This is a genomic window from Blautia sp. MSK.18.38 (assembly GCF_024460535.1).
Taxonomy (GTDB): domain Bacteria; phylum Bacillota; class Clostridia; order Lachnospirales; family Lachnospiraceae; genus Blautia_A; species Blautia_A fusiformis.
Genome location: NZ_JANFYP010000018.1, coordinates 58,899 through 81,359 on the forward strand (window position 1 = coordinate 58,899; position 22,461 = coordinate 81,359).

The 22,461-nt window shown below is 42.3% G+C and carries 10 protein-coding genes and 1 pseudogene; all 11 read right to left on the reverse strand.

From position 1 onward, the window contains the following. Positions 1-3: 3 nt before the first annotated feature. Positions 4-324: a hypothetical protein gene (locus NE638_RS12035; protein WP_173706621.1), complete on the reverse strand. Its 321-nt coding sequence runs from the start codon at positions 322-324 to the stop codon at positions 4-6. A 304-nt stretch (positions 325-628) separates the two neighbouring features. Further along, positions 629-2,095, reverse strand: a complete 1,467-nt coding sequence (locus NE638_RS12040) for an IS1182 family transposase (RefSeq protein ID WP_044923714.1) — start codon at positions 2,093-2,095, stop codon at positions 629-631. Between the two features lie 34 nt (positions 2,096-2,129). After that, the gene (locus tag NE638_RS12045; RefSeq protein WP_173706492.1) at positions 2,130-3,053 is read right to left on the reverse strand and encodes a YodL domain-containing protein; all 924 of its coding nucleotides are present in this window, start codon (positions 3,051-3,053) and stop codon (positions 2,130-2,132) included. After that, positions 3,050-3,301 carry a transposon-transfer assisting family protein gene (locus NE638_RS12050; protein ID WP_055056601.1) on the reverse strand — a complete coding sequence of 84 codons (252 nt, stop codon included), beginning with the start codon at positions 3,299-3,301 and terminating at the stop codon, positions 3,050-3,052. The genes NE638_RS12045 and NE638_RS12050 overlap by 4 nt, the downstream gene beginning before the upstream one ends. Next, positions 3,298-8,637, reverse strand: a complete 5,340-nt coding sequence (locus NE638_RS12055) for a DUF3849 domain-containing protein (RefSeq protein ID WP_173706491.1) — start codon at positions 8,635-8,637, stop codon at positions 3,298-3,300. Before NE638_RS12055 ends, NE638_RS12050 begins: the two co-directional genes overlap by 4 nt. Positions 8,638-8,691: 54 nt before the next feature. Next, positions 8,692-10,203: pseudogene (locus NE638_RS12060) on the reverse strand (DNA methylase); the annotation flags it as partial. A 92-nt stretch (positions 10,204-10,295) separates the two neighbouring features. After that, complete coding sequence (locus NE638_RS12065) at positions 10,296-12,074, reverse strand: reverse transcriptase/maturase family protein (RefSeq protein WP_173706490.1); 1,779 nt, start codon at positions 12,072-12,074, stop codon at positions 10,296-10,298. 499 nt (positions 12,075-12,573) lie between these two features. Next, complete coding sequence (locus tag NE638_RS12070) at positions 12,574-19,254, reverse strand: SNF2-related protein (RefSeq protein ID WP_330597985.1); 6,681 nt, start codon at positions 19,252-19,254, stop codon at positions 12,574-12,576. Positions 19,255-19,273: 19 nt separating this feature from the next. Further along, positions 19,274-21,370, reverse strand: coding sequence for a DNA topoisomerase 3 (locus NE638_RS12080; protein ID WP_173706489.1), 2,097 nt, complete (start codon positions 21,368-21,370; stop codon positions 19,274-19,276). 83 nt (positions 21,371-21,453) lie between these two features. Next, entirely contained in the window at positions 21,454-22,137 is a 684-nt protein-coding gene (locus tag NE638_RS12085; protein ID WP_173706488.1) for a CD1107 family mobile element protein, read from the reverse strand. Continuing rightward, positions 22,127-22,456: a DUF4315 family protein gene (locus tag NE638_RS12090; protein WP_055056585.1), complete on the reverse strand. Its 330-nt coding sequence runs from the start codon at positions 22,454-22,456 to the stop codon at positions 22,127-22,129. Before NE638_RS12090 ends, NE638_RS12085 begins: the two co-directional genes overlap by 11 nt. Positions 22,457-22,461: the final 5 nt, after the last annotated feature.

A 22,461-nucleotide genomic window follows, 5' to 3' on the forward strand; every position in this document is an offset into this window, starting at 1 on the left:
AAATTATTTTCTTCTTTGCATTTCTATACTTGAATTAGAGCGTTTTTTCTTATTCACTTGCGTTGAACTATTTTTTCTATCAATAAAAGCATCTGCAATTTCAATAAGTACAAGTACCATCACTGAAGTTCTCCCTCCAAAGGCTAAATCTCCTATAAGAATAAACTCTTTCCTGATGAACGCCAATATAAGTGATAACACCAAAAAAGTTATTTTCATAAAGAAAGCCATGTTCTGTGCATCTTTACTCTTTGATATTGAAAATTTATAGTAAACAAGACCCATAAACATAGCCGTCAATAATATGAATAGATTTCGTAGCATAATATATTTTCTCCTCCGTAAAATTAAACTAATTGCCGCCTCTATCATATATTATAAGCACTGATTTCTTTTTTTCAACAAAAATGGCCCTGCCACATAAGTAGCAAGACCATTTCCATTGAAAATTACTTCTTCTTCCTTTCCATCTCTTCTTCCACTGCCCTCTGTTGGACGCCACTGAAAAAGTGGTAAGTTTAGTATCACAGGGCGTCAAATATATGCCAAAATGTTCCTTGATAATAAAATATTGCTAAAATAGTGTTTTGAGGGATGCAAAATCTACCCTTTTGAGAGATGAATTTTCCTATTTTTTCTCATTTGGGCAGACTTCTCCCTTTAGTTTTAAAATTCGTTTTAAATTGACTGCAAATATTGATACTGCTCCTTGAAGTTGCATGTTTGATAGTCCAGCAGCATCACAACGACTATATCCGTGTATATTTTTTAATTCACTATTTTTTGCCTCTATCATATAGCGGGTTTTGAAACGTTCCTTGAAATATTGTGTTTTTTGAAACGCCTCTTGATTTTTATGATAATCCGATTTAATAGTGATACTATACGTTTTGGTTTTTGCATTTTCTTTATAGCAGCCATTACGATAAGGACAGACATGGCATTTATTAATATCGAAAAAATATTTGATACGTGTATTCTTTTTCTGATTACTACGTTTGTCAATTCGATATTTTATAGCCAAATGCCCTGCTGGGCACTGCATGGTATCCGCATCTTTATTAAAGATAAAGCCGTCCTCTGAACGAGTCCCTTTTATGATGCTCGGGTTAAGCTTTGAAATTAATTTATAGTCATTGCTTTGTGCATCTTTTAAATTTTCCAGTGTGGAATATGCGGTATCTGCTATTACTTCATTAACGGTTGCACCTGCTGCTTTACTTTTTTGAACCAGTACTGGAAGTTCCTGACCATCAAATGCTTCGCCGGATGTGATTGTTGCTGCAGTGATAATCCGTTCATCTGTCATGGCCAAATGAGTTTTGTATCCGTAAAAAGAAGAATTGACCGTTTTATGGCCAATCCGGGCATCCGGGTCAATGGATTGATCATAACAATCAATCTGATTATCCAAAATTTCGGATAACATAGAAGATTCTTCTTTAATCGTTGGCAGTTCTGAATACGGACTTTCCTGAACTGTGTTTAATAATTCATGACAGTATTCATTATACTCATCTAAAGAAGCTCGTTTTTCAGGTTCATCTGGCAGATAAATGTCTTTATCAGAATCTTTTAAAGCTACTTTTAAAGAAGTAGAGGCTTTTTTCAACATTTCTCTCTGAGTAGTTTTATGATAACGGGCTTCTGTATGAGTTGAGTCAACAATTATAGTATTGCTTTTTAAAACACCTTGATTTATGGCAAGTTCTACACTTTTATTTATGAGCAGATCAAGTATATTTTCATCTTTTAAACGCTGCTTTCTGAATTTGGTTAAAAGACTAGGATGGATAACCTCTTCTTCTGGCGTTAATTCCAGAAAATATTTAAAAGACATATCATATCGTGATCTTTCAACAACACCATTATCAGAAAGGTTATAAAGATATTTTAAAAGCAGATATTTAAATAGCAATATAGGATTTTTTGCATTACGTCCATTATCAAGGCAATATTTATTTTTTAATTCATCATATATAAAAGAAAAATCGACCAATTCCCTGATTTTTCTTAGAATATGATCTTTTGGAACAATCATGTCATATAAATCTGAATAATAACTAAGGCTAAGTTTAAGTTGGGATGATAACATTTCAACCTCCGACAATTATGATACCTTAATTATATCAGATATATGATTTTACGACCACTTTTTCAGTGGCGTCCTGTTGCTGTGGTTGTCCTTTGCCCTGACTGGCTATCTTTTGCTGATGCTTACGAAGCCGCTTCAGCACTGATCTCCGGGGAGCATTTTTGTCTTTTTTCTTCGGAGTATTGTTCATCAGTCCATCAATCATGTTGTAGTTGGCTTCTTCTGCCATCTCTGCACTGCGAAGATATTCTCCATTGTCCATGACCTTCTGCCAGTTTGCCAGCTCTGGTTTCTTTTTCTGCTGTTCTTGTGGCTTTTGTGTCTGATTCAGCTGCATTTGTGATTGCACCTGCTGTTGCCTTTGCTGTTCCTGTTCTTTTGCTGCCTGTTGCTGCATAAAGTTCTGAATGTTCCTTCTTGCTTCTTCGTCAAAGCCATTGTAACAGTCATTCATAACTACTGCTCCGTCTTCACTGAGAATCACATAGGCGGCTCTTGTCCCATACTCTTCATGTTCCATCAGAAACCATTTTTTCTCATTCATCAAAATATAATCCTGAGCAAGCCATGTACCTTTCTTTCCTTCGATTTCATATCCCGTTGTATCAATGGAAAGTCTGGTATCAGAGGAATTTTTGATTGTGAGAAATTCTGGAACAATGATGAATCCGTCTTTATTAATATAGTAAGCTGTGGTTTTTCCCTCATCTGTGATAACCAGAACATCGCTGCATCCGATGGAATGACCTTTGAAGTTCTTCGGTCGTTGTTTCTGCAGGCGTATTTTTATATCCGCCGGAGTTTCCCCCGGCTGGATTCTTCCAATGTACACCTGCTGATAGTTCTCAATGCTGACGCTCTTTCCTTCGCTTCTCAGCTTTTCATAAGAACGGAAACGAACATCCCGGTACTCTGGTGTTTCTTTTACCTGATATACTGCACACTGACTTGTACTCATTCCTCGTCCTCCTCTTCCAGTTCCGCTTTATAATCTTCCAGATCCATAAGAAAAATCTCATAGCCTTCGTCACTCATGCAGAACAACTTTCTTATGGTATTGCAGACCAGCCCGATCATATCCGCATCCCCTTTCAGAAATGGAATGATATTGTCGATGGCTTCCATCGTGTCATTTCTGTTTCCTTTATCAAACATTGCCGTTACTAAACATTCGTCTGTATCAAAGTTCATTGCCAGATCCATCATAATTCTACATCCCCCTTCTTATGTGCTTTAGGTTTTTCTGCTTCTTTATTTTTCTGCTCCTGTGCTTTTGCCCTTGCCTGAAACTCTTTTAACGACTGCAGCACAGATTTTTTCAGTTCCCCTTTTTCACCCTTTGCAGGCTCTTTGTTTTGTTCCCGGTTCGGTTCTACTGATATGGATTCTTTCTTGACTGGTGTTTCTGAAACTTCCTGTTTCACTTCCACGGTCTGTTCTGCTTCCTGCACTTTTCCATGTTTCTCATTCAGATACTTTTCCATATCGTTAATTGCTTTCTGTACCAATGGGCTTTCCTTATAATGAGGAATCATATCTATCAGTTCCCTGTCCACTCTATCCCAACACATCAGTTCATATTCCCCGGAATAATCCTTATCCCCGTCCTGCAGGTCAAAACCAATCCCTTTGCCTCCATGTAGTCGATCTGCCGGAATACTTTCATAAATCTTAATCGCTTCTTCCAGAGTAAGATTATTATGGTACTCACCCATGACCGGGAACTCCATGCACTCTGCTACATAGAAACTGATCGTAGCTTCTGGCTGTTCCTGCTCAGGCTGTCTGGTAAAGATAGAAAGGGTTTCTGCATTTTCCAGACGGGAAAGTAATGACCGGGCAGTTATCACATCACTGTCTATATCAGATTCTTCCGATACTTCAACGAGCCAGTCCTTTAAACACTCTGTTTTCTTATTCAAAATGTCCTCTGTGATTTTCTCCACCTGTTCTTCCCTGTTCTCAACGGTATCTTTATATTCATAAGTGTCATATTCATAGCTGAAATTATCTAAATCAGCCGCCAGCTTTTTGATCTCCTGCTGATCAAGGTAAGCATCTGCTTCCTTCATATATTCTGCCAAAGTGATTCTTTCTTCTGCGATAGGATTGATGTCCACCTTAATACCTGCCATTGCTATACCATGAGCATTTAATTCATTGAAGAAACTGTCTTCATGGATATTGCCACGATAAGAAAGCACTACATCAAGGTCAGAATCTTCCCGGTAAAGGTCTTGTCTGCTTCTGGAACCATACACTCTTGCAGCAAGCAGCTCTACCTCCTGTTCCATTCCCATATCTTCTAATACTGCCTGTGCATGATACAGGACACCTCTTTCAACTTCTGCCCTTCTCAGGCTATTTAATGCCAGTTCATTTCTTCCAATCTCAGAAGTCGCACGAAGTTCCCCCTCCTGCAATAAATCCTTAGAGTGCTGGATCGTCATTTCTTCAAATTCTTTATAATCCACTTTGACACATTCCAGGTCATCCATTCTTTCACTTTTAAGGATTTCATAAGCAGCTTCCTGAATGGATGCGTCTGGATTATCGTAATCACCACTCTGGATTTCATGCAGATCAGAGTCATAAAAAATAAACGAATATCCTTCTTCCGTTGCCTGTATGGTCAGATACCCTTTACTCTCGGTAAACTGCATTGCGATTCCTTCATAGGTTTGCATTGCTTCTCCCCTGCGAAATCCTTCAAAAATACTTGCCGGGCAGTTTTTTTCTAATTGTATCCGCTGCATCTGTTCTTCCTGAACTTCTTCCACATCTGCCATCAATTCTTCATAATCCACTACTTTTGCGTCTTCCAATGAGTACCCTTTATCTTCCAAAATATCACTGGCAGCTTCATCTACATAAATTGTCGGATTGTCATAGATTCCTCCATCATCCTCCTGATAATCTTCATTGTAAAATGTATAATCATAGCCATCTTCTGCAGTCTGGATTGTAAAGTATTGTTTTCCAATCTGATATGCAATCTGTACCTCATTCCAGTCCAGCATATTTTCCATTTTATTTACCGCTTCATATATTTCCGGATTCAGCCACCCTCCGATCTGTTCATATGCATGGGTCAGCTGATCTATTCCGTTTTCACATCGGATAAAATCTATGCTTTCCTGCATTGTTTCCGTATTCTGGATACCAAGCACTTTTTCCTGATGATTTGGCAGGCGTAAATATTCCTGCATCGCTTCATCCAGTGATTCATACCGGTTTACTTTTACTACACCCTCTGCATTTACATCTTCCATCACATAAAAATTATCAACGTAATGAATCTCTGGCATTTTCAACTTTATGCCTTCTGGCAGCTGCACCTCACTGACTGCATGGAAATTAAACCGGACATCCGTTCCAGATTCATTTTTTCCTGCCATCGTTTCTTCCCAGGTATCTTTCTGTACTGCCTGTATTTCTTCGATTGTAAGTGTCTGTCCACTCCGCAGGGTTACAACAGAATCTTTCGGGAATTCCGTCAAGTCATAAAGTGTTGTTCCATTTTCCTGCAAATATTCTGATACAGCTTCTAACGCTCCTGCATCAAACCCATTCCATAAATCCTCCGCTACAAGCTGTCCATTTTCTGCTACGATAATTCCTGCCACATCGGAGCCAAATTCATCATGTTCCATTAAGAAGAACTTCTCCCCCGCATATTCCTTTTCATCAACCGTATGCCATGTCCCGTTATGTCCTTCTGCTTCATATCCTCTTGTCTCTGCCGTGATTGTCACTTCGTTTTCTCCTATCGCCTGTTCTATCCTCTGCATCCGGATCTCAGCTCTTGCCATGTCGATAAACCCATCTAAAACTGCCGGGTGGCTTTCGATCACATAATCCAGGTTCAGATTTCTACCCCGGCTGACATTTTCCGGGACTTCGATATGCTCCGCCCAGTCTTTGTTCTGTCTGGAAAATCTTCCATCATGGGAAAGTTCACGGATGGTATTTGCCATAACAAAATTCATACGTTCTTCCCCGAAGCGTTCCACGACTTCTTTTGCCGCATCCTGCTTTAAGTGCAGCCCGTCAAAATTCTCCCGGATGGCTTCTTCGATTGCTTTCTTACAGTCCAGGTTTAACTTTCTGGAATCCAGATAAGCATCCACATCCCGTTCTCCCATTGCCTGTTCCAATGTTCCTTTATAAACTGGCGGATATGCCCTGACGGAATTATGTTCCAGCATGTTCATTCTCTGCTGGACAAACTCTGGAAGTTCCTGAAATCCAAAAGAATCTACATAATAGGCTGTAATCTCTGCACCCCTGTTTATCACGATCACATCACTTACCGATAAGGAATGACCACGGAAATCTTCCGGTCGGTCAATGTTAAAGCGTTCAAATATATTGTCTAACGTGATCGTTGGCATCCACGGTGCTGCATAAACCATCCGGTAATCCTTTCCGTCAATGGTATAGCCCAGACTCTTTGCGGATTCTATTCCCATAAACTGATAAGTATGCTCATCTCCACTATCCATCTGATAAATGGCAAACCTTCTGCTTTCTCCATGCAGAAGAAGTGTCTCATCAATCTTTTCCGCACTGTCCTGTTCCAGTTTTTCCTGTCTGGCGGCAGCTGCTTCTCTTTCTTTATGTACTTCCCATTCTGCTTCCGTAATACCAAAAATACCGTCATGTCCCAGGATTGCATTTTCTGTTTCTGCAAGAATCTGTCCTGCCTGCTCTGGATTGTCTGGATTTCCATGTAAGAGAAAAACTTCCGCACCCTCACGATACAATTCTACTGCCCTGTTTTTTTCAAGAGGATACATGTGTTCCAGGCGGATTCCTGCTTCGTGCATTTCTGTAAAACCGATCATGCCATCTGGGAAATTGTCAAGCTGTGCCTGTGTTTCATTCATAAGGCTTCTCGTATATTCACTTCCCGGTCTGCGGATTGCAGTCATCATACGGTTCACCAGTCCAAGCACTTCGTCTTTGTCATCCATCTTATATGCAAAATTCACAATAAGATTTCTCTGGGAATCTGTGAAGTTTCCCGTATTGGCAGCTTCTGCCGTTTCAATCAGACGGTGAGCATACTGCATGGCTGTTTCTTCTGCAATCTCTGGTTCCTTGGCTGGGAAGTTTGCCCTTGCTGCCTGAATCACTTCATACACCAGCTTTGAACCAGCTTCATCGTAAGATTCCCTCATATCCCATACCAGGTCATTCAGTCTTTCCACCTGTCCGGGGAAAGTTTCCGCATATTCATTTACAAATGCCTTTTCTTCTTCTGAAAAAATATTTCTTGGAAACTCTGCTTTTTGCACAATCATCTCTGCCTGCTCTTTCGGAGAAAGATCAGAAAAAGAAGTAACTCCTGTGTCAGCATCATACTCCACATCATAAAAATCAATCGGATAGTTCTCTCCGTGCCCACTGCTGTCATACAGTGGTGTGACGGCAGCACCTTTTTCTTCCAGAAAACTTTCCAGAGGTTTCTCATTCTCCTCTATCTCACCACTTTCCAGAAGGCTGACATATTCTTCCACATTCTGTTCTAACTGTTCCCTGCTCATATTTTCGATCAGATTATAAGTAAACTCGGAACCCATGTTGCCCGAAAGATGCAGGATCAAATCTTCCTTATGGAAGGTATCCCGGATTGGTCTTTCCATTTCCAACTCGTGCATCTGTGCCTCGATATTCTCAACGACTTCTGAAGATGTTTTTCGTATGGTATCCATTGATGCTTTCAATGCCTTCATATCCCTGCTCTCGCACCAGCTGGCGATATAGGTAAACGAATATTCTGAAGTATCCAGACCAAAGTGATTGCAGACAATATAGGCAATACTCTCCGCTTCTACTTCTTTTGTTGTCCGGTCTTTTAAAATTCCTTCCGCATCCATTACCTCCCGGTCATGCAGCAATGCGTGGCTCACCTCATGGACTCCTGTTTTCATGGTCTGGACATTACTCATATCTTCCTTTATCGCAATATATTTTTCTGTCTGGTGATAATAACCTTTTGCATCCCCTTCCACATTCATCATGCGGATCGGTACAGGCGAAACACTCTGCAATGCCTGCATGAATGTATCATAAAACTGTACACTTCCGGTAAGCTCCGGCACCTCCAGTTCTGCGATCGGTTCTCCTTCTGTCTGGCTGACATCAAATACTGTCGCTACCCGAAATCTTGGGATAATCATTTCCACAATCTCTGTTTCTGGTTGTCCATCTTCACCAATGATTGGTTCCTGTGTATCCGGGTCAATCTTTTCAATCTCCTGTTTTTCTCTTACTGGTGTCGGTGCAATAATCTGGATTCCTTTCTCTCCACGTTTTACATGACGGTTAAATTTCTTCTGCCATGCCTGATACCCTGCCACCAGTGTTGCTTCCGGTTTCTGCATGGTGATCAGCAGCGTATTATTAAAACTGTAATTGTGGAACTTGGACATGGTATTCAGATATTCGGTATATCTCTCCGAAGTAAAGATCTCTTTTACTCCCTGCTCCAGCCGTTCCGATATTTCTTTTAACTGTTTTTCTATATTATTTGCCATAAACAAACCCTCCATTTTATGTCCCCGCCAGAGAAAACTCTGACGGGAAATCTTTTATAACTCCTGTTCGTGTTTTTTCTTTGCAGCTTTCTGTACAGGTGGCTGTTCCGCTGTATTCTGCTGTGCCTTCTCCTGCTTTAAGCGTTCCAGAATAGATGGCTTATGGATTCTGTCTGCTGTTTCCGGAAGTTCTTTTTCTTCTACAGTATCCCTGCTATCTGTGCTACTTCCTTCTCTGCCAATATCCTCATCTGCCATAATCGTCTCATTACCCTTTTCATCCATGTTCAGCAATGCATTTAACTCGGATAACCGTTCCATCTTTTCATTCAGCTCTGCTTCTTTCGGGAATGGTTTCTTTACCTCTTCCTGTGCAGTAGCAAGCTGCTGTTGTACGGTTTCCAATTTCTGCTCACTTTCCGTCAGCTTCCTGTCAATGGAAGAAAGGGTGTTATGGATACGCTGCATATTTCCTACCGGGTCTTTTCCGATTTCCAGCTTATAAGAACATTTTCCTTTGACCGTCAGTTCAAATGCATTGGAGAACATATTGTAGGAAGCAGATAAAGTAAACCCATGATATTCCCCGACCTTTCCGCCGGTGCTAACGGTTTTTAGCCCTGCACAGGCAGCGATCAACGCTTCGCCTGCTTCTTTCTTATCTTCATAAAGGACATTTCCTACCGTCATGGCAAATGTGTCATTATCCTGTAAATCCACGCTTTTTACTACCTGCGAATCCACCTGCATCCCGGCAATCCGTTCTTTCAATGCACTGATCTGTACCGGGAAATTCTTTGCAATATCGGATTCCAGACGGTAAATCTGACTGGTATGGTTTGCCTTTAAGAGTTTCAGCTTACTCACCTGCACATCCAGATCCATTTTTTCCTTAATATACGGATTTCCTGTAGCAAGTGCCTTGATCTCTGCATAGGACAGTGCCGTATCATCCACATCTTCACAAGCTCTGACCGGGGATTTACTGGTCATGATCTGACTGATGAACTTCTGCTTATTCTCCAAAATCTGCCACATATACGCATCAAAAGTGTTCTCCGTCACATACCGGAATATCTTTACCTTCTCATTCTGGTTTCCCTGCCTTAAAATACGCCCTTCCTGCTGTTCCAGATCGGATGGTTTCCATGGACAGTCAAGATGATGGAGAGCGATTAGTCTGTCCTGCACGTTCGTACCTGCACCAAGTTTCGGAGTGGAACCCATAAGGATTCTCACCTGCCCGGCCCGTACCTTTGCAAACAGATCTGCTTTCTTTGCCTCCGTGTTGTATTCATGGATAAAAGCAATCTCTTCTTTTGGAATTCCTCTGGCAACCAGTTTGTTCCGGACATCATCATATACGTTGAAAGTCCCATCCCCTTTTGGAGTAGACAGGTCACAGAAGATCAGCTGTGTTGTCCTGTCTGCTTTTCCCTCATCCCATACCTGAAAAGCATTTTCCACGCAGGTATTGACCTTGCTTTTTTCTGCATCCGGTAGAAGTTCATTTAACAACCTCTGATCCAATGCACATTTTCTTCCGTCATTGGTGTCGGGTAGGATACCGGCGAGGTAGCAATAGCTCCTTTTCCGTTATCCCCCCTCAGAACCGGACGTGATACTTTCGCATCATCCGGCTCCCCAGTAATTCCATTTCAAGAACTTTTGGTTATATTACCATTGTGGATTGCTACATGGCATTCCCGACATACCACAAGCGTTTTTCTTTTTCTGGCAGACATTATCTGTACCCATTTAGGTACTTCTGCCTGTCCTTTCTTCTTTAAATCTGCAAGTTTTCTTATATGATGTACCTCTATATTTTTAGTACTTCCACATAATTCACACTTCTCTGCCAACAGTCTTTTAACTAATTCTGTTCGCCCACCATATACCTTATATGGTATATCCTCTATAACAGCTTTTCGTTTATGCACAAGAGAAATTCCTCCCCATGTCGCAACTAATGGCTTTTTATTAGGACGTTCTACTACAACTTGCAGACACGGAACTGTTTTTCCACTTGTACTTGTTATGGTTGTTCTATACTTAGCCTTTTGCTTATTGATAGATGACCTGTGTTTACACGCAAGAGTTTTCAATAATGAAGTTTCCATATACCAGTACAACTTCGAGAACCAAGACAAATTTTGTGCGAGAATATAATACTGCACCAGTCCTCTGTACTCTTGCTGATATGTCTGTACAATAGAAAAATCATCATCTTGCAGAAGATTATTCCTGTGAGTTGCTTTTCCACGTTTCATATATTTCTTGCATTTTTCTTCAATTACTTTTGCAGGGACTAATAGTGCGATTGCTCCATTTGCTCCTCTGCGCCCCTTTGGGTCAATATAGTCATTGACCCTTTGTGCTTTGATTTCATATCCAAGAAACTTTGCCGCCTGACTGCCTGCATTTGTTATTAGAGTCTTTTCTTCTGACATTATCAGATTTAATTTCTCTTTTAGAAATCTTCCTATTTCTGCTTTTATTTCTTCTGCATCTGCTTTAGAGCCAGTGAATCCAAGTAGAAAATCATCCGCATATCTCACATAGCGCAATCTGCGATAATTCTCATCTTGCGTATTAACAGAAGGTATTTTTCTGCGTTCAACCACAAGCTGATGGGCTGTCTTTGCATCTCCCTCCTTTCTGAGTTTTTGGATTTCAGCGGTCAACTTGTTATATTCTGGATTAGATTTCTGCCTTTTTCCTTTTGTGTATTTTGGGATTAAGACTTCTTCAATCCAATTATCAAATTCGTTGAGATAAATATTAGCCAGTATCGGACTGATAACTCCGCCCTGAGGCACACCGCTGATTGTCTGATTGAATTTCCATTCTTCCAAGTATCCAGCTTCTAACATATTCGATACCAGACGGATAAATCTTCCATCATGAATATTTCTTGCAAGTATTTCCAGTAAAATTTTATGGTCGATTGTATCAAAGTATTGAGAAATGTCTCCCTCAATAAACCAACGAGTTCCTTTCCATACCTGTATTTCTTGTAGTGCTGTATGACATCCTCTGTTTGGACGAAAACCATGGGAATGTTCACTAAACTGTGGCTCATAATACGCTTCTAAAATCTGACGCATTACTTCCTGCAATACTTTATCTCCCCATACAGGAATCCCCAGCGGACGCTTCTTACCATTTTTCTTTTTGATATATTCCCGTCTTGCTGGTTTCCATTGATATTTCTCCTCACGGAGTATTTCAATCATTCTGTCTATTTTCTGAATGGACATTCCATCTACCGTTTCATCTGTAACACCCTTTGTCATTGCTCCGTTATTCGGGTATAACTTAGCATAGGCATTCAGATATAATTCACGGTTAAATAAGAGCTTGTAAACTCTTTCAATAGGTTTCTTTTGTTTTCCACGTTCTTGAATGACCGTTAAAACAGTTTTGGCTGTACGCATCTCACGCACCTACTCCTTTCTAACTAATCGAAATTACCTGTCACCCTTCGCCATGTACAAGGCTTTCCCTTGCTCGGACTACTATGGTGACTCCGTTACCATGGGGGTCTCCCCCTTTAGGCAATCCTGCTATTCGTCAAAAGTATACGTATCGAGTATCCCTTAGGTTCCTTGTTCGTCCCTTTATTCGCACTCACTGTGCGCTCTTTCATTGCAAAAAGTTACTCGTCCAAAATCAACAACAACGAGCATACAATGACATCGGTATCAATCGCTTTCCGATGGGCGATGCTTTGCACCAAGTCGGAACTAAGGTTCAGGCAGTATAGCTTTAACCATAGGATACGGAACTTGCGGAGCGTCGAAGTCTTGCGATTAACTCCTTATCCGCTTTACCAACATGCGATTGTCCCCTTTGAGTTTCCTCGCTAGGTAGGTTGGTTGTTCCCATTATTCACTTTTAATAATGTCCCCCTGCGGGGGAGATACACTTTTGCGCTTAGCAGCGCACAATCTTAAGCATGTTATCTACCGTTGGATTCACAAGGCCGGCTCTTACATCTTCCGCACGTTCCGAAAAGGCACTGACCATTTCCTGCTGTTCTTCACTTGGTTTTAAGACTTCATTGATAAATTCTGCTTCCGGTACGGGAAGATTCAGCATATCTGATGTCTGAATATCCGCAGCTTCTTTAAAAATAGAGATCAGCTCCGGAAGATTAAAAAAACGGGCAAACCGTGTTTTTGCACGATAGCCCGTTCCTTCCGGTGATAATTCGATTGCGGTTACTGTCTCCCCGAACGTTGCCGCCCAGGAATCAAAGTGTCCCATACCCATACGCATAAGTGTGTCATACTGAAGATAACGCATGATGGTGTAAAGTTCCGTCATACTATTCGATACGGGAGTACCCGTTGCAAAAGTAATTCCTCTGCCGCCTGTCAGTTCATCCATGTACCGGCATTTCATAAACATATCGGAACTTTTCTGTGCATCCGTCTGTGAAATACCTGCCACATTTCGCATTTTTGTGTATAAAAAGAGGTTCTTAAAGCCATGGCTTTCATCCACAAACAGCCTGTCTACACCTAACTGCTCGAAAGTTACTACATCATCTTTTCTGGTCTGGTCATTGAGTTTTTTCATTCTTGCCTGCAGACTCTTCTTTGTTTTTTCCAACTGCTTGATGGTATAATTCTGCCCTGCCTGATGTGCTGCTTCTTCAATAGAAAATGTAATGTCTGCAATCTGCTGTTCCAACATGGCAATCTGACGTTCCTTTGAAAGAGGGATTTTCTCAAACTGCGTATGTCCGATAATCACCGCATCATAATCCCCTGTCGCAATGCGGGAACAGAACCGTTTTCGGTTTGCCGGTTCAAAATCTTTCTTCGTTGCCACTAAGATATTTGCCCCCGGATAAAGACGTAAAAAGTCACTGCCCCATTGCTCTGTCAAATGATTTGGTACGACATAGAGATTCTTCTGTGATAGTCCCAACCGTTTTGATTCCATACCAGCAGCGATCATCTGAAAAGTTTTTCCTGCTCCTACGCAGTGTGCCAGTAACGTATTGTTTCCATATAATACATGAGCCACCGCATTTTTCTGGTGCGGCATCAGGGTAATCTCTGGATTCATACCGACAAACTGAATATGACTTCCATCATATTCTCGTGGGCGGATACTGTTAAATCGTTCATTGTAAATCTTACATAAATCTTCCCGTCGGTGCAGGTCTTTAAATATCCATTCCTTAAATTCCTCTTTGATGAGTTCCTGCTTCTGCTGTGCCAGCATTGTTTCTTTTCGGTTCAGTTCCCGGTGTTCCCCATCGGCATCCTGTATCGTGTCATAAATCTTGGTATCTCTAAGGTTTAAGGCATCTTCCAAAAGGCGGTATGCATTGGCTCTCTGTGTTCCATAAGTGGAAGTGACAAGAGCATTTCCATAGCTGTCCACGCTTTTTCCCATGACATTCCACTGTCCGGTCACTTCTGCATACTGGACTTTGATTTTGTCCCCTACATAATATCTTGGAGTATGGAATGTCTCTGCCATGAACTGTGTGATATAATCCTCTGAAATCCAGGTTGCTCCAAGTCTTGCCTCAATCTCTGACGCATCCAGATCTTTCGGTTGTACCTGCTCCAAATACTGTACATTCACCTGATATTCCGGGCGGTGTTCTACAAACTGTTTGGCAATCTGCAACTTCTCCCTTACATTTCCCGAAAGGTATTCATCCGACGGCTCCCACTTTTCACTGATTGGATTCTTAAAGATCACTCCTGCCAGTTCTTCGGTAAGCTCCTCTTCTGTTTTCCCGGAAAGCTGTGCCATATAGGAAAGGTCAACGCCTGCCCTCTCACCAATGGAAACCGCAAGTGCTTCACTGGCAGTATCCACGGAAGTTACTGTTTCTGCCCGACGGATTGTACGCTTGGTAAAAATATCTGCTTTTCGTTTCAGATTTCCCTTGTCATCCAGAAATTCCAGAGAAGTCAAAAGACAATAGCTGCTGTCCTGACTAAATGCCCTCTTATTGGCATTGCTGCTGAGTAAACCATACTTTGCAGTAAACGTATCATATTCTTCATTCAGTTTCCCCTGCAGCTTTGTAATCTGTTCATCGCTTCCCTCTTCCATCTGACACCGGATCAGTTCATTTGTTGCATCACGAATCTTTACCATGCCTTTGACACGCTCCGTTGTCATAGCCGGAAGTTCCATCCGGTTCATCACAGAATTTTCCCGGTAATAAACTTCATCATCTACCACAGTAAAACTGAAATTCTTTACCTCCGGGTCTGCCGGGATAGAGACAACATCCTCCTCCAGTTCCGTGTCAGAAAGTTCCAATTCGGTAATTGTGCCATGGATATTCTGGACAGCTTCTTTTAACTGTTCTTCTAAGGTAATGCCTTCTTTGGGCTTTACGGTCACTTCCTGCTTTCCATACTGGGTACTTTCTGTGGTAAACTCACCAAGCACCATTTCCGGATGCTCTGCAAAATAAGCATTGACCGAATATCCTCCTGCAGTTTCCTTTAAATTTAACCATTCCGGTTCCTCAATGGATGCCCTGTCTCTTTTCTGGAAAAATAAAATATCCGAAACAACACTGGTATTGGCATTTCTTTGGAACGCATTATTGGGTAATCGGATGGCTCCAAGCAGTTCTGCCCGGTTTGCGATATACTGTCTCACCGCCGGATTCTGTTTATCCATCGTTCCACTGGAAGTTACCACTGCAACCACGCCGCCAGGACGCACCAGATCAAGGGATTTTGCAATAAAATAATCATGAATCATAAAATGATGCCTGTCATATCTGCGGTCACTGACCTGATATGCTCCAAACGGAACATTTCCTACCACACAATCAAAAAAGCTGTCTGGGTAATTGGTTTCCTCAAATCCCTGCACCGCAATCTTATTTTTCTGGTAAAGCTGTTTTGCAATCCTGCCCGAAACCGGGTCGAGTTCCACACCGTACATATTGGCTTTGCTCATACTCTCCGGGATCAGTCCCATAAAGTTCCCGACACCACACGATGGCTCCAGGATATTCCCCTGCTTCAGTCCCATATTTTCCAGTGCTTCATACATGCTTCGGATTACAGTCGGGGACGTATAAAAAGCATTTAAGGTCGATGCCCTTGCTGCACTGTACTCTTCCGGTGATAAGGTATTCTTTAACTCCAGATACTCATTTGCCCAGCTGCTGTTATTTTCTTCAAATGCCTGTGGGATACCACCCCAGCCAACATAACGGGATAAGCTTTCCTGTTCTTCGGGTGTTGCCAGACGTTCTTCTTTCTCCAAAGTCTGTAACAAATGGATAGCTTCCATATTTGCTTTATACTTTGCTTTCGGACCACCTGCTCCAAGGTCATTATCCTGAATCCGAAAGTTGTGCGGTTCTGTTACAATCTTTTCTGCTTCCGGTTTTAAATATGGTTGAAATTCTCCCTCATATCCAAACAGTTCATTTTCTCCGGGAATATAATTGCGTCCGGTTTCCAGACACCGGAACACATCGGCAGTTGGTGCATTGCTGACTGCATAAAAATCATCATAAGAATACTTTGGGAAATCTTCTGTATGATAGGTCGATAAATGCAGTTCTGTATTGGAACGGGTCTGTGCAACCAGATCTTTCCCCTCTATTCCTTCCGGCAATATTCCTACTGCTTCAAAGTGATACCCCTGATACTCAAAAACGCCCTCATCCCAGGACTCTGCCAGTTCTTCTGCTGTTTTAGCTGTTATCTCTTCCTCTGGTTCATTTTGTTCCTGTTCCTCAGAATCTTTCGTTGTTTCCTGTTCCTGACTTTCTGGAACAGCTTCTTCGGCAGTAACCTCTTTCTCTTCTACTTCCTCCACATCTGCCATATCTACTACGGTTGGATCTGTCATTGCCCTGGTATCCAGAAAATCAAACATGGTCATCTGATGTCCGGATGGTTCCGCAAAGGACGGTTCTATTTCCGGTGTAGGGAAAATCGTATAAGTACCCTCTACATACTGATGAAGTTCCGAAAGAAGTTCTGTTTTCTGCTGGTAGTTTGTCCCATATGCTTCAAAATCCAATGGCAGAGCTGCCAATGCCGCATCCATCTTCTGTAACAGTTCCTCTGTCTGCTCTGGATTCTCTAAGACTGCCACCATTTCTTTTCTTGGGTTTTCCCAGAAAAAGTCATCCGTAAATGGTCTGTCCATTTCTTCTGGCAGACGGTCATAAAAACGAAGTACCTTATTCGCCATCTGCTCCCGTTCATACTCCGGCATATGGACATAATCTTCTGCCTGCAGGAACTGGTCGTTCTTTATCAGATAGGCTACTCTGCTTGCAACTTTCTTCCAGGATAATAAAACCGAAGTATGTGGATCACTATAACTGCCTCTGGCAAGAAACAATCCTTTTCCATCATAGTTTGAATGAGAATCATCTGCCCCTGACAGTGCATGACTGCCTCCGCCAATTCCATACTGTTCTTTGATAAAATCAGTTCTGGTTTTTTCATCCTCATGTAACAGATAAAAGGAATAGGTTCTGAGCCTGCTTTCAGAATAAGGGCCTCCCTTTGCGAGAAATGCGTCAATCTCATCCTGGGTAATGAACATCTGATGTTCTTTCCATGCAAACCCGTCTCTTGCCTGATAAGGGATGACCTCCTGTGCAAATTTCTGAAACTGCTTTGAGATATTTATAGGATTATAATGATGGAAACGCATAAAGGAACTGTCCATTTCATAGGCTTCTGCCAGTGCATCCAGTCTTTCATTCAGTTCCGAAAGCCACTGGGGATCTTCTATTTTTTCTTCTAAATAATCCGTGATCTCTGGATAAATACTGCGAAGATGTGGTAAGTCCTCTTCGTCAAAGACAATCTCCGCTACCCCTTCTGCCATATCCCCTTTCATATAAGCAAGAGCCTGGGCGTGTTCTTTTACTGCATTACTTCTTGCCGCATCCAATACAGACTGCGGTGCATATTCTCCCTGATCTAAAAGCTGATGGATACGTCCGCTGACATCTTCCCATGATAAAAATGCCTTATCTAAAATTTGGTCTGTGACCGTATGCCCTACTGCAATCTGCATCCCGGTTTCATCAAACCAGACCGAATATTCATTTCCATCAATCTGAAACCCTTTTCCGCCTTCTCGGTATTCACGTTTCACAAACTCCGTATATTCCTCCGGGGTCTGTTCGCTCATAAAATTGTAGATGATACGAAGCTGACTACCCGCCCGGTTTCCTCCTGTCCGTAAAATCTCATCGACAACGCTCTCTGGTATCGGAATCTCCCCGGCATAAAGGGCAGCTGCCCTTTCCTCTATCTGCCGCCTTTGCTCATTTGCGGTGGGATATTCGGGCAAAGATAAAGCAGAGGCGATTTCTTCCTCTGCTTTACTCAATCCATCTTCTCTTGTATCTTCGACTAACTGTATACCAATTCCGTCAAGATGCTCTCTTCCGCTGTTGCCATCAGTGCGTTCATGTGTGCCGTCCATGCCATCGGATCTGCTTCCTTGTCCGGTGCCGGATTCTTCTCCAGCAATTTCTCCATCTGGCAGTCCATTCTCTCCTGTGCTGCTTTCTCGATCTGCTCCAGATGACGGTTCAGCTTCCCAGTCAGGAACAGGCTCTGATAAAGACTGTTCTTGTGTTCTTTCAGAAATGTCCTCCGCAGCATCCCGTATTTCCCGATCGTCACTTCTTCCTCTTCGACGGTCAGATTCGGAAACAGGTAATCCCCCTTGCGATGATATGTCAGTTCCATAATCGGTTCCTCCTTCATTTTCAATATTTTCTGCTTTTTTGTTTTCTACGTCCTGATTTTTAGTTTCACGCATTAACGTGGTAAAGTTATTATAATTCCTTTCATTGGAAATTTCAACCTCTTTTCTCGCTTCTCCCAGAGAAATTTTATGTACGGTTCTTCCAATATCAATCAGAATACTTTCACTGAGCTGGCTTGTCGCATTTCCAAGGAATGTGAGGACGGACAGACGATTATAGTCCGTGATATGCATGAAATCCTCTTCTTCCAGAAGCTCCATCGGATCAAGCCCGCATCGTCTGGAAAGCATATAGTAAACACTGTCTGTTGCCAGCTGACGGAAATCACTGCGGATCGTCACCTCATCCAAATCTTCCAGATAAGTATCTTCTACCGCATATTCCAATCCGTCCAGGTATTCCTCCAGATTATCACTGACCATTTCCCTTGCGACTGCCATCAATGCATCCTGCAAAGTTGCTGTATCCTTTTCTTCCAGAGCATAGACCTCTGCCAGATGGGTGAGGATCTCTTCTCTCTGGTGTTCCTGCATCTGCCACAGATACGGGCTTCTGCCCCCGGCTACCATGTGGGTATCCGAAATATCAAACACATAACGGAGTCTGGTATGCTGTCCTGTTTCATCAAGCAGGGCGATTCCCCTTGCACCACGGTTCACCCATCGGAACATCTTTTCATTCCATAATTCCAGTGATGCACAGGCCGTTGCTTCCGGATGCTGTGCATGGATCAGAAGCTGGTCTGAAAAAGAATAACGGTATAACCTTGATGCTGTGTCCATATAATCCATCCAGTCTCTGGGGGAACCGCTCACTGATACCGCATGTTCCTGTGCCAGATCCCGGATGTCCTGTAATTTAGACATATCGCTTTACCTCCTTGTCTTATTTCTTTTTCTTCTTTGGGAATTCCAGATGGAATCTCGGCTTGCCATCCTCCAGTGTGAGTAACAGATCTGCATCAAATTTCATATCTTTCTTTTTAGAATACAGACCTTTTACATGGGTACAAGCCTTATCAAGAAGTTCTCTTGCCATCTTTTTATCCAGATTTTTCTCCATGCTTCCTAAGAAGCGGTTTTCTTTCCAAAGGGCAAAATCACACTGACGGTTTGAACAGTAAAAATTCTGTTTCCCCTCAAAAACATCACAGCCACAGACCGGGCATTTGCCGATTACTTCCCTCGCAGTCTGAAATCTCCTGCGTTCCTCTTCTGGTATCTCCCTGCATACCTCTAAAATCTTACGGACAAGAGAAGTAATCTCTCCCATGAACTGAGTATCTGTAATCTGTCCTTTTTCCATCATCAACAGCTGGTTCTCCCATTCCGCAGTCATTACTGCTGATTTCAGATACTCTGGCATGACCTTTACTAATTCCTTTCCCTCGGTACTTGGTAATATCTGCTTACCCTTTCTCTGTGCATAACCGGAAGAAACCAATTTTTCAATGATACTTGCCCTTGTTGCCGGAGTCCCCAGCCCTTTCTTTTCTGTTTCAGACTCAAACTCCTTATTACCGGCTGTTTCCATTGCAGCAAGGAGCGTATCTTCATTGAATGGTTTCGGCGGAGAGGTATAATGTGTGGTTTTCTCTGCTTTTACTGGAAAAAGCCTCATTCCTTCTTCATACCCAGCAGGAATCGAAGTCTCTTTTTCCTTTCCCTCCACTGGTTCCGCTTTGACACACAGCTGTTTAAATGCCTTTTCTACTTCCTTAAATCCCATCTGTACTGGAATCTTCCCTCTGGCTTTAAAATCATGTTCCTGGCACTTTACCGTAATATCCGTCTGCTCATAGAGATACTCTTCTCCGGTCGCCTGTACCAGCTGCTGACAGATCAGCATCATCAGATTCTTTTTATCTGCTGGTAAATCAGCAATTCCTTTCTCCACGGCTTCTTTCGTCGGAAGAATCGCATGGTGATCAGATACCTTTGCATTGTTGATTACCCTTTTTATGCCATGCCCCAACTGTCCATAATCTACAAATGGAAGTAATACTGGCATTTTTCCTACCAGTTCCTCTACCGAATCTTTCATATCCTCCGTTACAAACTGGCTGTCTGTTCTTGGATAAGTAACCAGCTTTTCTTCATATAATTCCTGTAACATATCCAGTGTGCGTTTCGCTGTATATCCAAAGTAACGGTTGGCTTCTCTCTGCAGACTTGTCAGATCATAAAGTCTTGGCGGAAATGCTTTTTTATCTTCCTTCTTCATCTGTGTGACCACAGCGGTCGAACCATTACATAACGCTGCCAGCAGATCCGCAGCTTCTTCATTTGCAATGTTCTCGGAAACTACTGTAAGTTTTCCATCTGTCAGTGCTACCTTATAAAACGCTTCTTTTTGGAAATGCTCGATCCTCTCCTGCCGTTCTGCAAGCATGGCAAGGGTTGGGGTCTGTACCCTGCCCACAACCAATCGTTTAAAATATCTCGTGGTGTATGCTCTGGTTCCATTCATTCCGATCAGCCAGTCAGCCTGTGCCCTGCACACCGCAGCCATACAGAGATTCTTGTATTCTTCCTCACTTTTCATTGTCTGGAAGCCTTTCTGAATGGCGGCATCTTCCATCGAGCTGATCCACAGACGTTTCACTGGTTTCCTGCATCCGGCAAGGTCATATACTCTCTGAAAAATCAGTTCTCCTTCTCTTCCTGCATCACAGCCATTGACCAGATATTCCACATCGCTTCGGTTCATCAGACCTTTTAAGACATCAAACTGCTTCTTTTTATCCTTGGAAACTTTCAGCTTCCATACCTCTGGAAGGATTGGCAGATCATCAAACTGCCATTTTTCATATTTCGGGTCATATTCCTCTGGCTGTGCATACTCTGCCAGATGTCCTAAACACCAGCTGACGATACAGCTTTCTCCCTCCAGATAACCGTCTTCTCGCCTATAAGCGGACAGATTTTTCGCATAACTTTGTGCTACACTTGGCTTCTCTGCGATCACTAAAAATTTAGACATAATCCTTTCCTTTCTACCAAAAAAGGCAGCCAAGATTTCTGGCTGCCCCTGTCCTTATTACTGTTTCCATCTCTTAAAAACGCTTATTCTTCTTTTTCATCGTCCTCTTCATTTACATAAGGACCGTCTGAAAATTCAAGCTGTTCACTTACATAATCTTCGTCCTTACTGCGTCCATGTTTCTTATAGACTGCGATTCCTGCAAAGCCTAAGATTGCTACAACTACGATAGCTGCAAGATCTTTCACATTCATTCCGCTTTTCTCTTCTTTCTTCACTTCGGTTTCCTCCTCTGCTGCTGGTGTAGTCTCCGGTGTGGTTTCCGGGATCACTACGGTTGATTCTTCAGTTTCCTTGTCTTTTTCTGTTTCATCCAGAAATTCTGCCAGATCGTTCTCATCGACCAGAGACATCATATACACGTTCTCTGTATTACTGGAACGGTCAATGACCATGTAAAAAGTATTCCCCTTTTTCGTCTGGATAGTAAGGAACTGTTTTGTATCATCATTTTCCTTATCATCTACAAGCTGGGCATTTCCCGGTGTAGAAAAAGCAGAATTATTACTTTCTCCGGTAACTCTTCCCGTATCCTCTGCTTTCTCCGTATCTTTACTCTTTTCTGTTGTTGTCTCTTCCACCACCGCTGTCGTTGTCTCTTCTGCCGGTGGATTTGCATTTGCATAAACAGTAGCAAGGGATGTTCCCGAAATCATTGTTACCGCCATAGCAATCATCAGAAGTTTCTTTACCACTTTATTCCTCATCGTCTAAAACCTCTCTTTCTGCCACCTGCCCCACAGGTGGTCTGTTATCGCTTTCTTTTTGGGGTGTCTCCTTGGTATCTTCCACTGTGATACCGCCGTCCTCATTCATCTGAATCATAACGGTTCCTTTCTGAATCCCGTCAAGCAGTACCAGCAGCTCCCGGCTGTCCAGTTTCATAGAACGAAATGATTTGATAATCTCCATATCTTCCATCTGTTGTTTTAAAGTATTCTGCCGTTTCAAATGTTCCTGAAGCTCTGCAATCTTATCCTCTGTTTTCTGAATATCATCCAGAATCTTTTTCAATTTCATGTTCATCTGCC

What these genes read in the sequence shown, in the direction of transcription:
- NE638_RS12085 (WP_173706488.1), bottom strand. Translation starts at nt 22,137, where the DNA reads ATGAGGAATAAAGTGGTAAAGAAACTTCTGATGATTGCTATGGCGGTA.
- NE638_RS12035 (WP_173706621.1), bottom strand. Translation starts at nt 324, where the DNA reads ATGCTACGAAATCTATTCATATTATTGACGGCTATGTTTATGGGTCTT.
- NE638_RS12080 (WP_173706489.1), bottom strand. Translation starts at nt 21,370, where the DNA reads ATGTCTAAATTTTTAGTGATCGCAGAGAAGCCAAGTGTAGCACAAAGT.
- NE638_RS12090 (WP_055056585.1), bottom strand. Translation starts at nt 22,456, where the DNA reads ATGAACATGAAATTGAAAAAGATTCTGGATGATATTCAGAAAACAGAG.
- NE638_RS12050 (WP_055056601.1), bottom strand. Translation starts at nt 3,301, where the DNA reads ATGATGGATCTGGCAATGAACTTTGATACAGACGAATGTTTAGTAACG.
- NE638_RS12070 (WP_330597985.1), bottom strand. Translation starts at nt 19,254, where the DNA reads ATGTCTAAATTACAGGACATCCGGGATCTGGCACAGGAACATGCGGTA.
- NE638_RS12065 (WP_173706490.1), bottom strand. Translation starts at nt 12,074, where the DNA reads ATGCGTACAGCCAAAACTGTTTTAACGGTCATTCAAGAACGTGGAAAA.
- NE638_RS12055 (WP_173706491.1), bottom strand. Translation starts at nt 8,637, where the DNA reads ATGGCAAATAATATAGAAAAACAGTTAAAAGAAATATCGGAACGGCTG.
- NE638_RS12045 (WP_173706492.1), bottom strand. Translation starts at nt 3,053, where the DNA reads ATGAGTACAAGTCAGTGTGCAGTATATCAGGTAAAAGAAACACCAGAG.
- NE638_RS12040 (WP_044923714.1), bottom strand. Translation starts at nt 2,095, where the DNA reads ATGTTATCATCCCAACTTAAACTTAGCCTTAGTTATTATTCAGATTTA.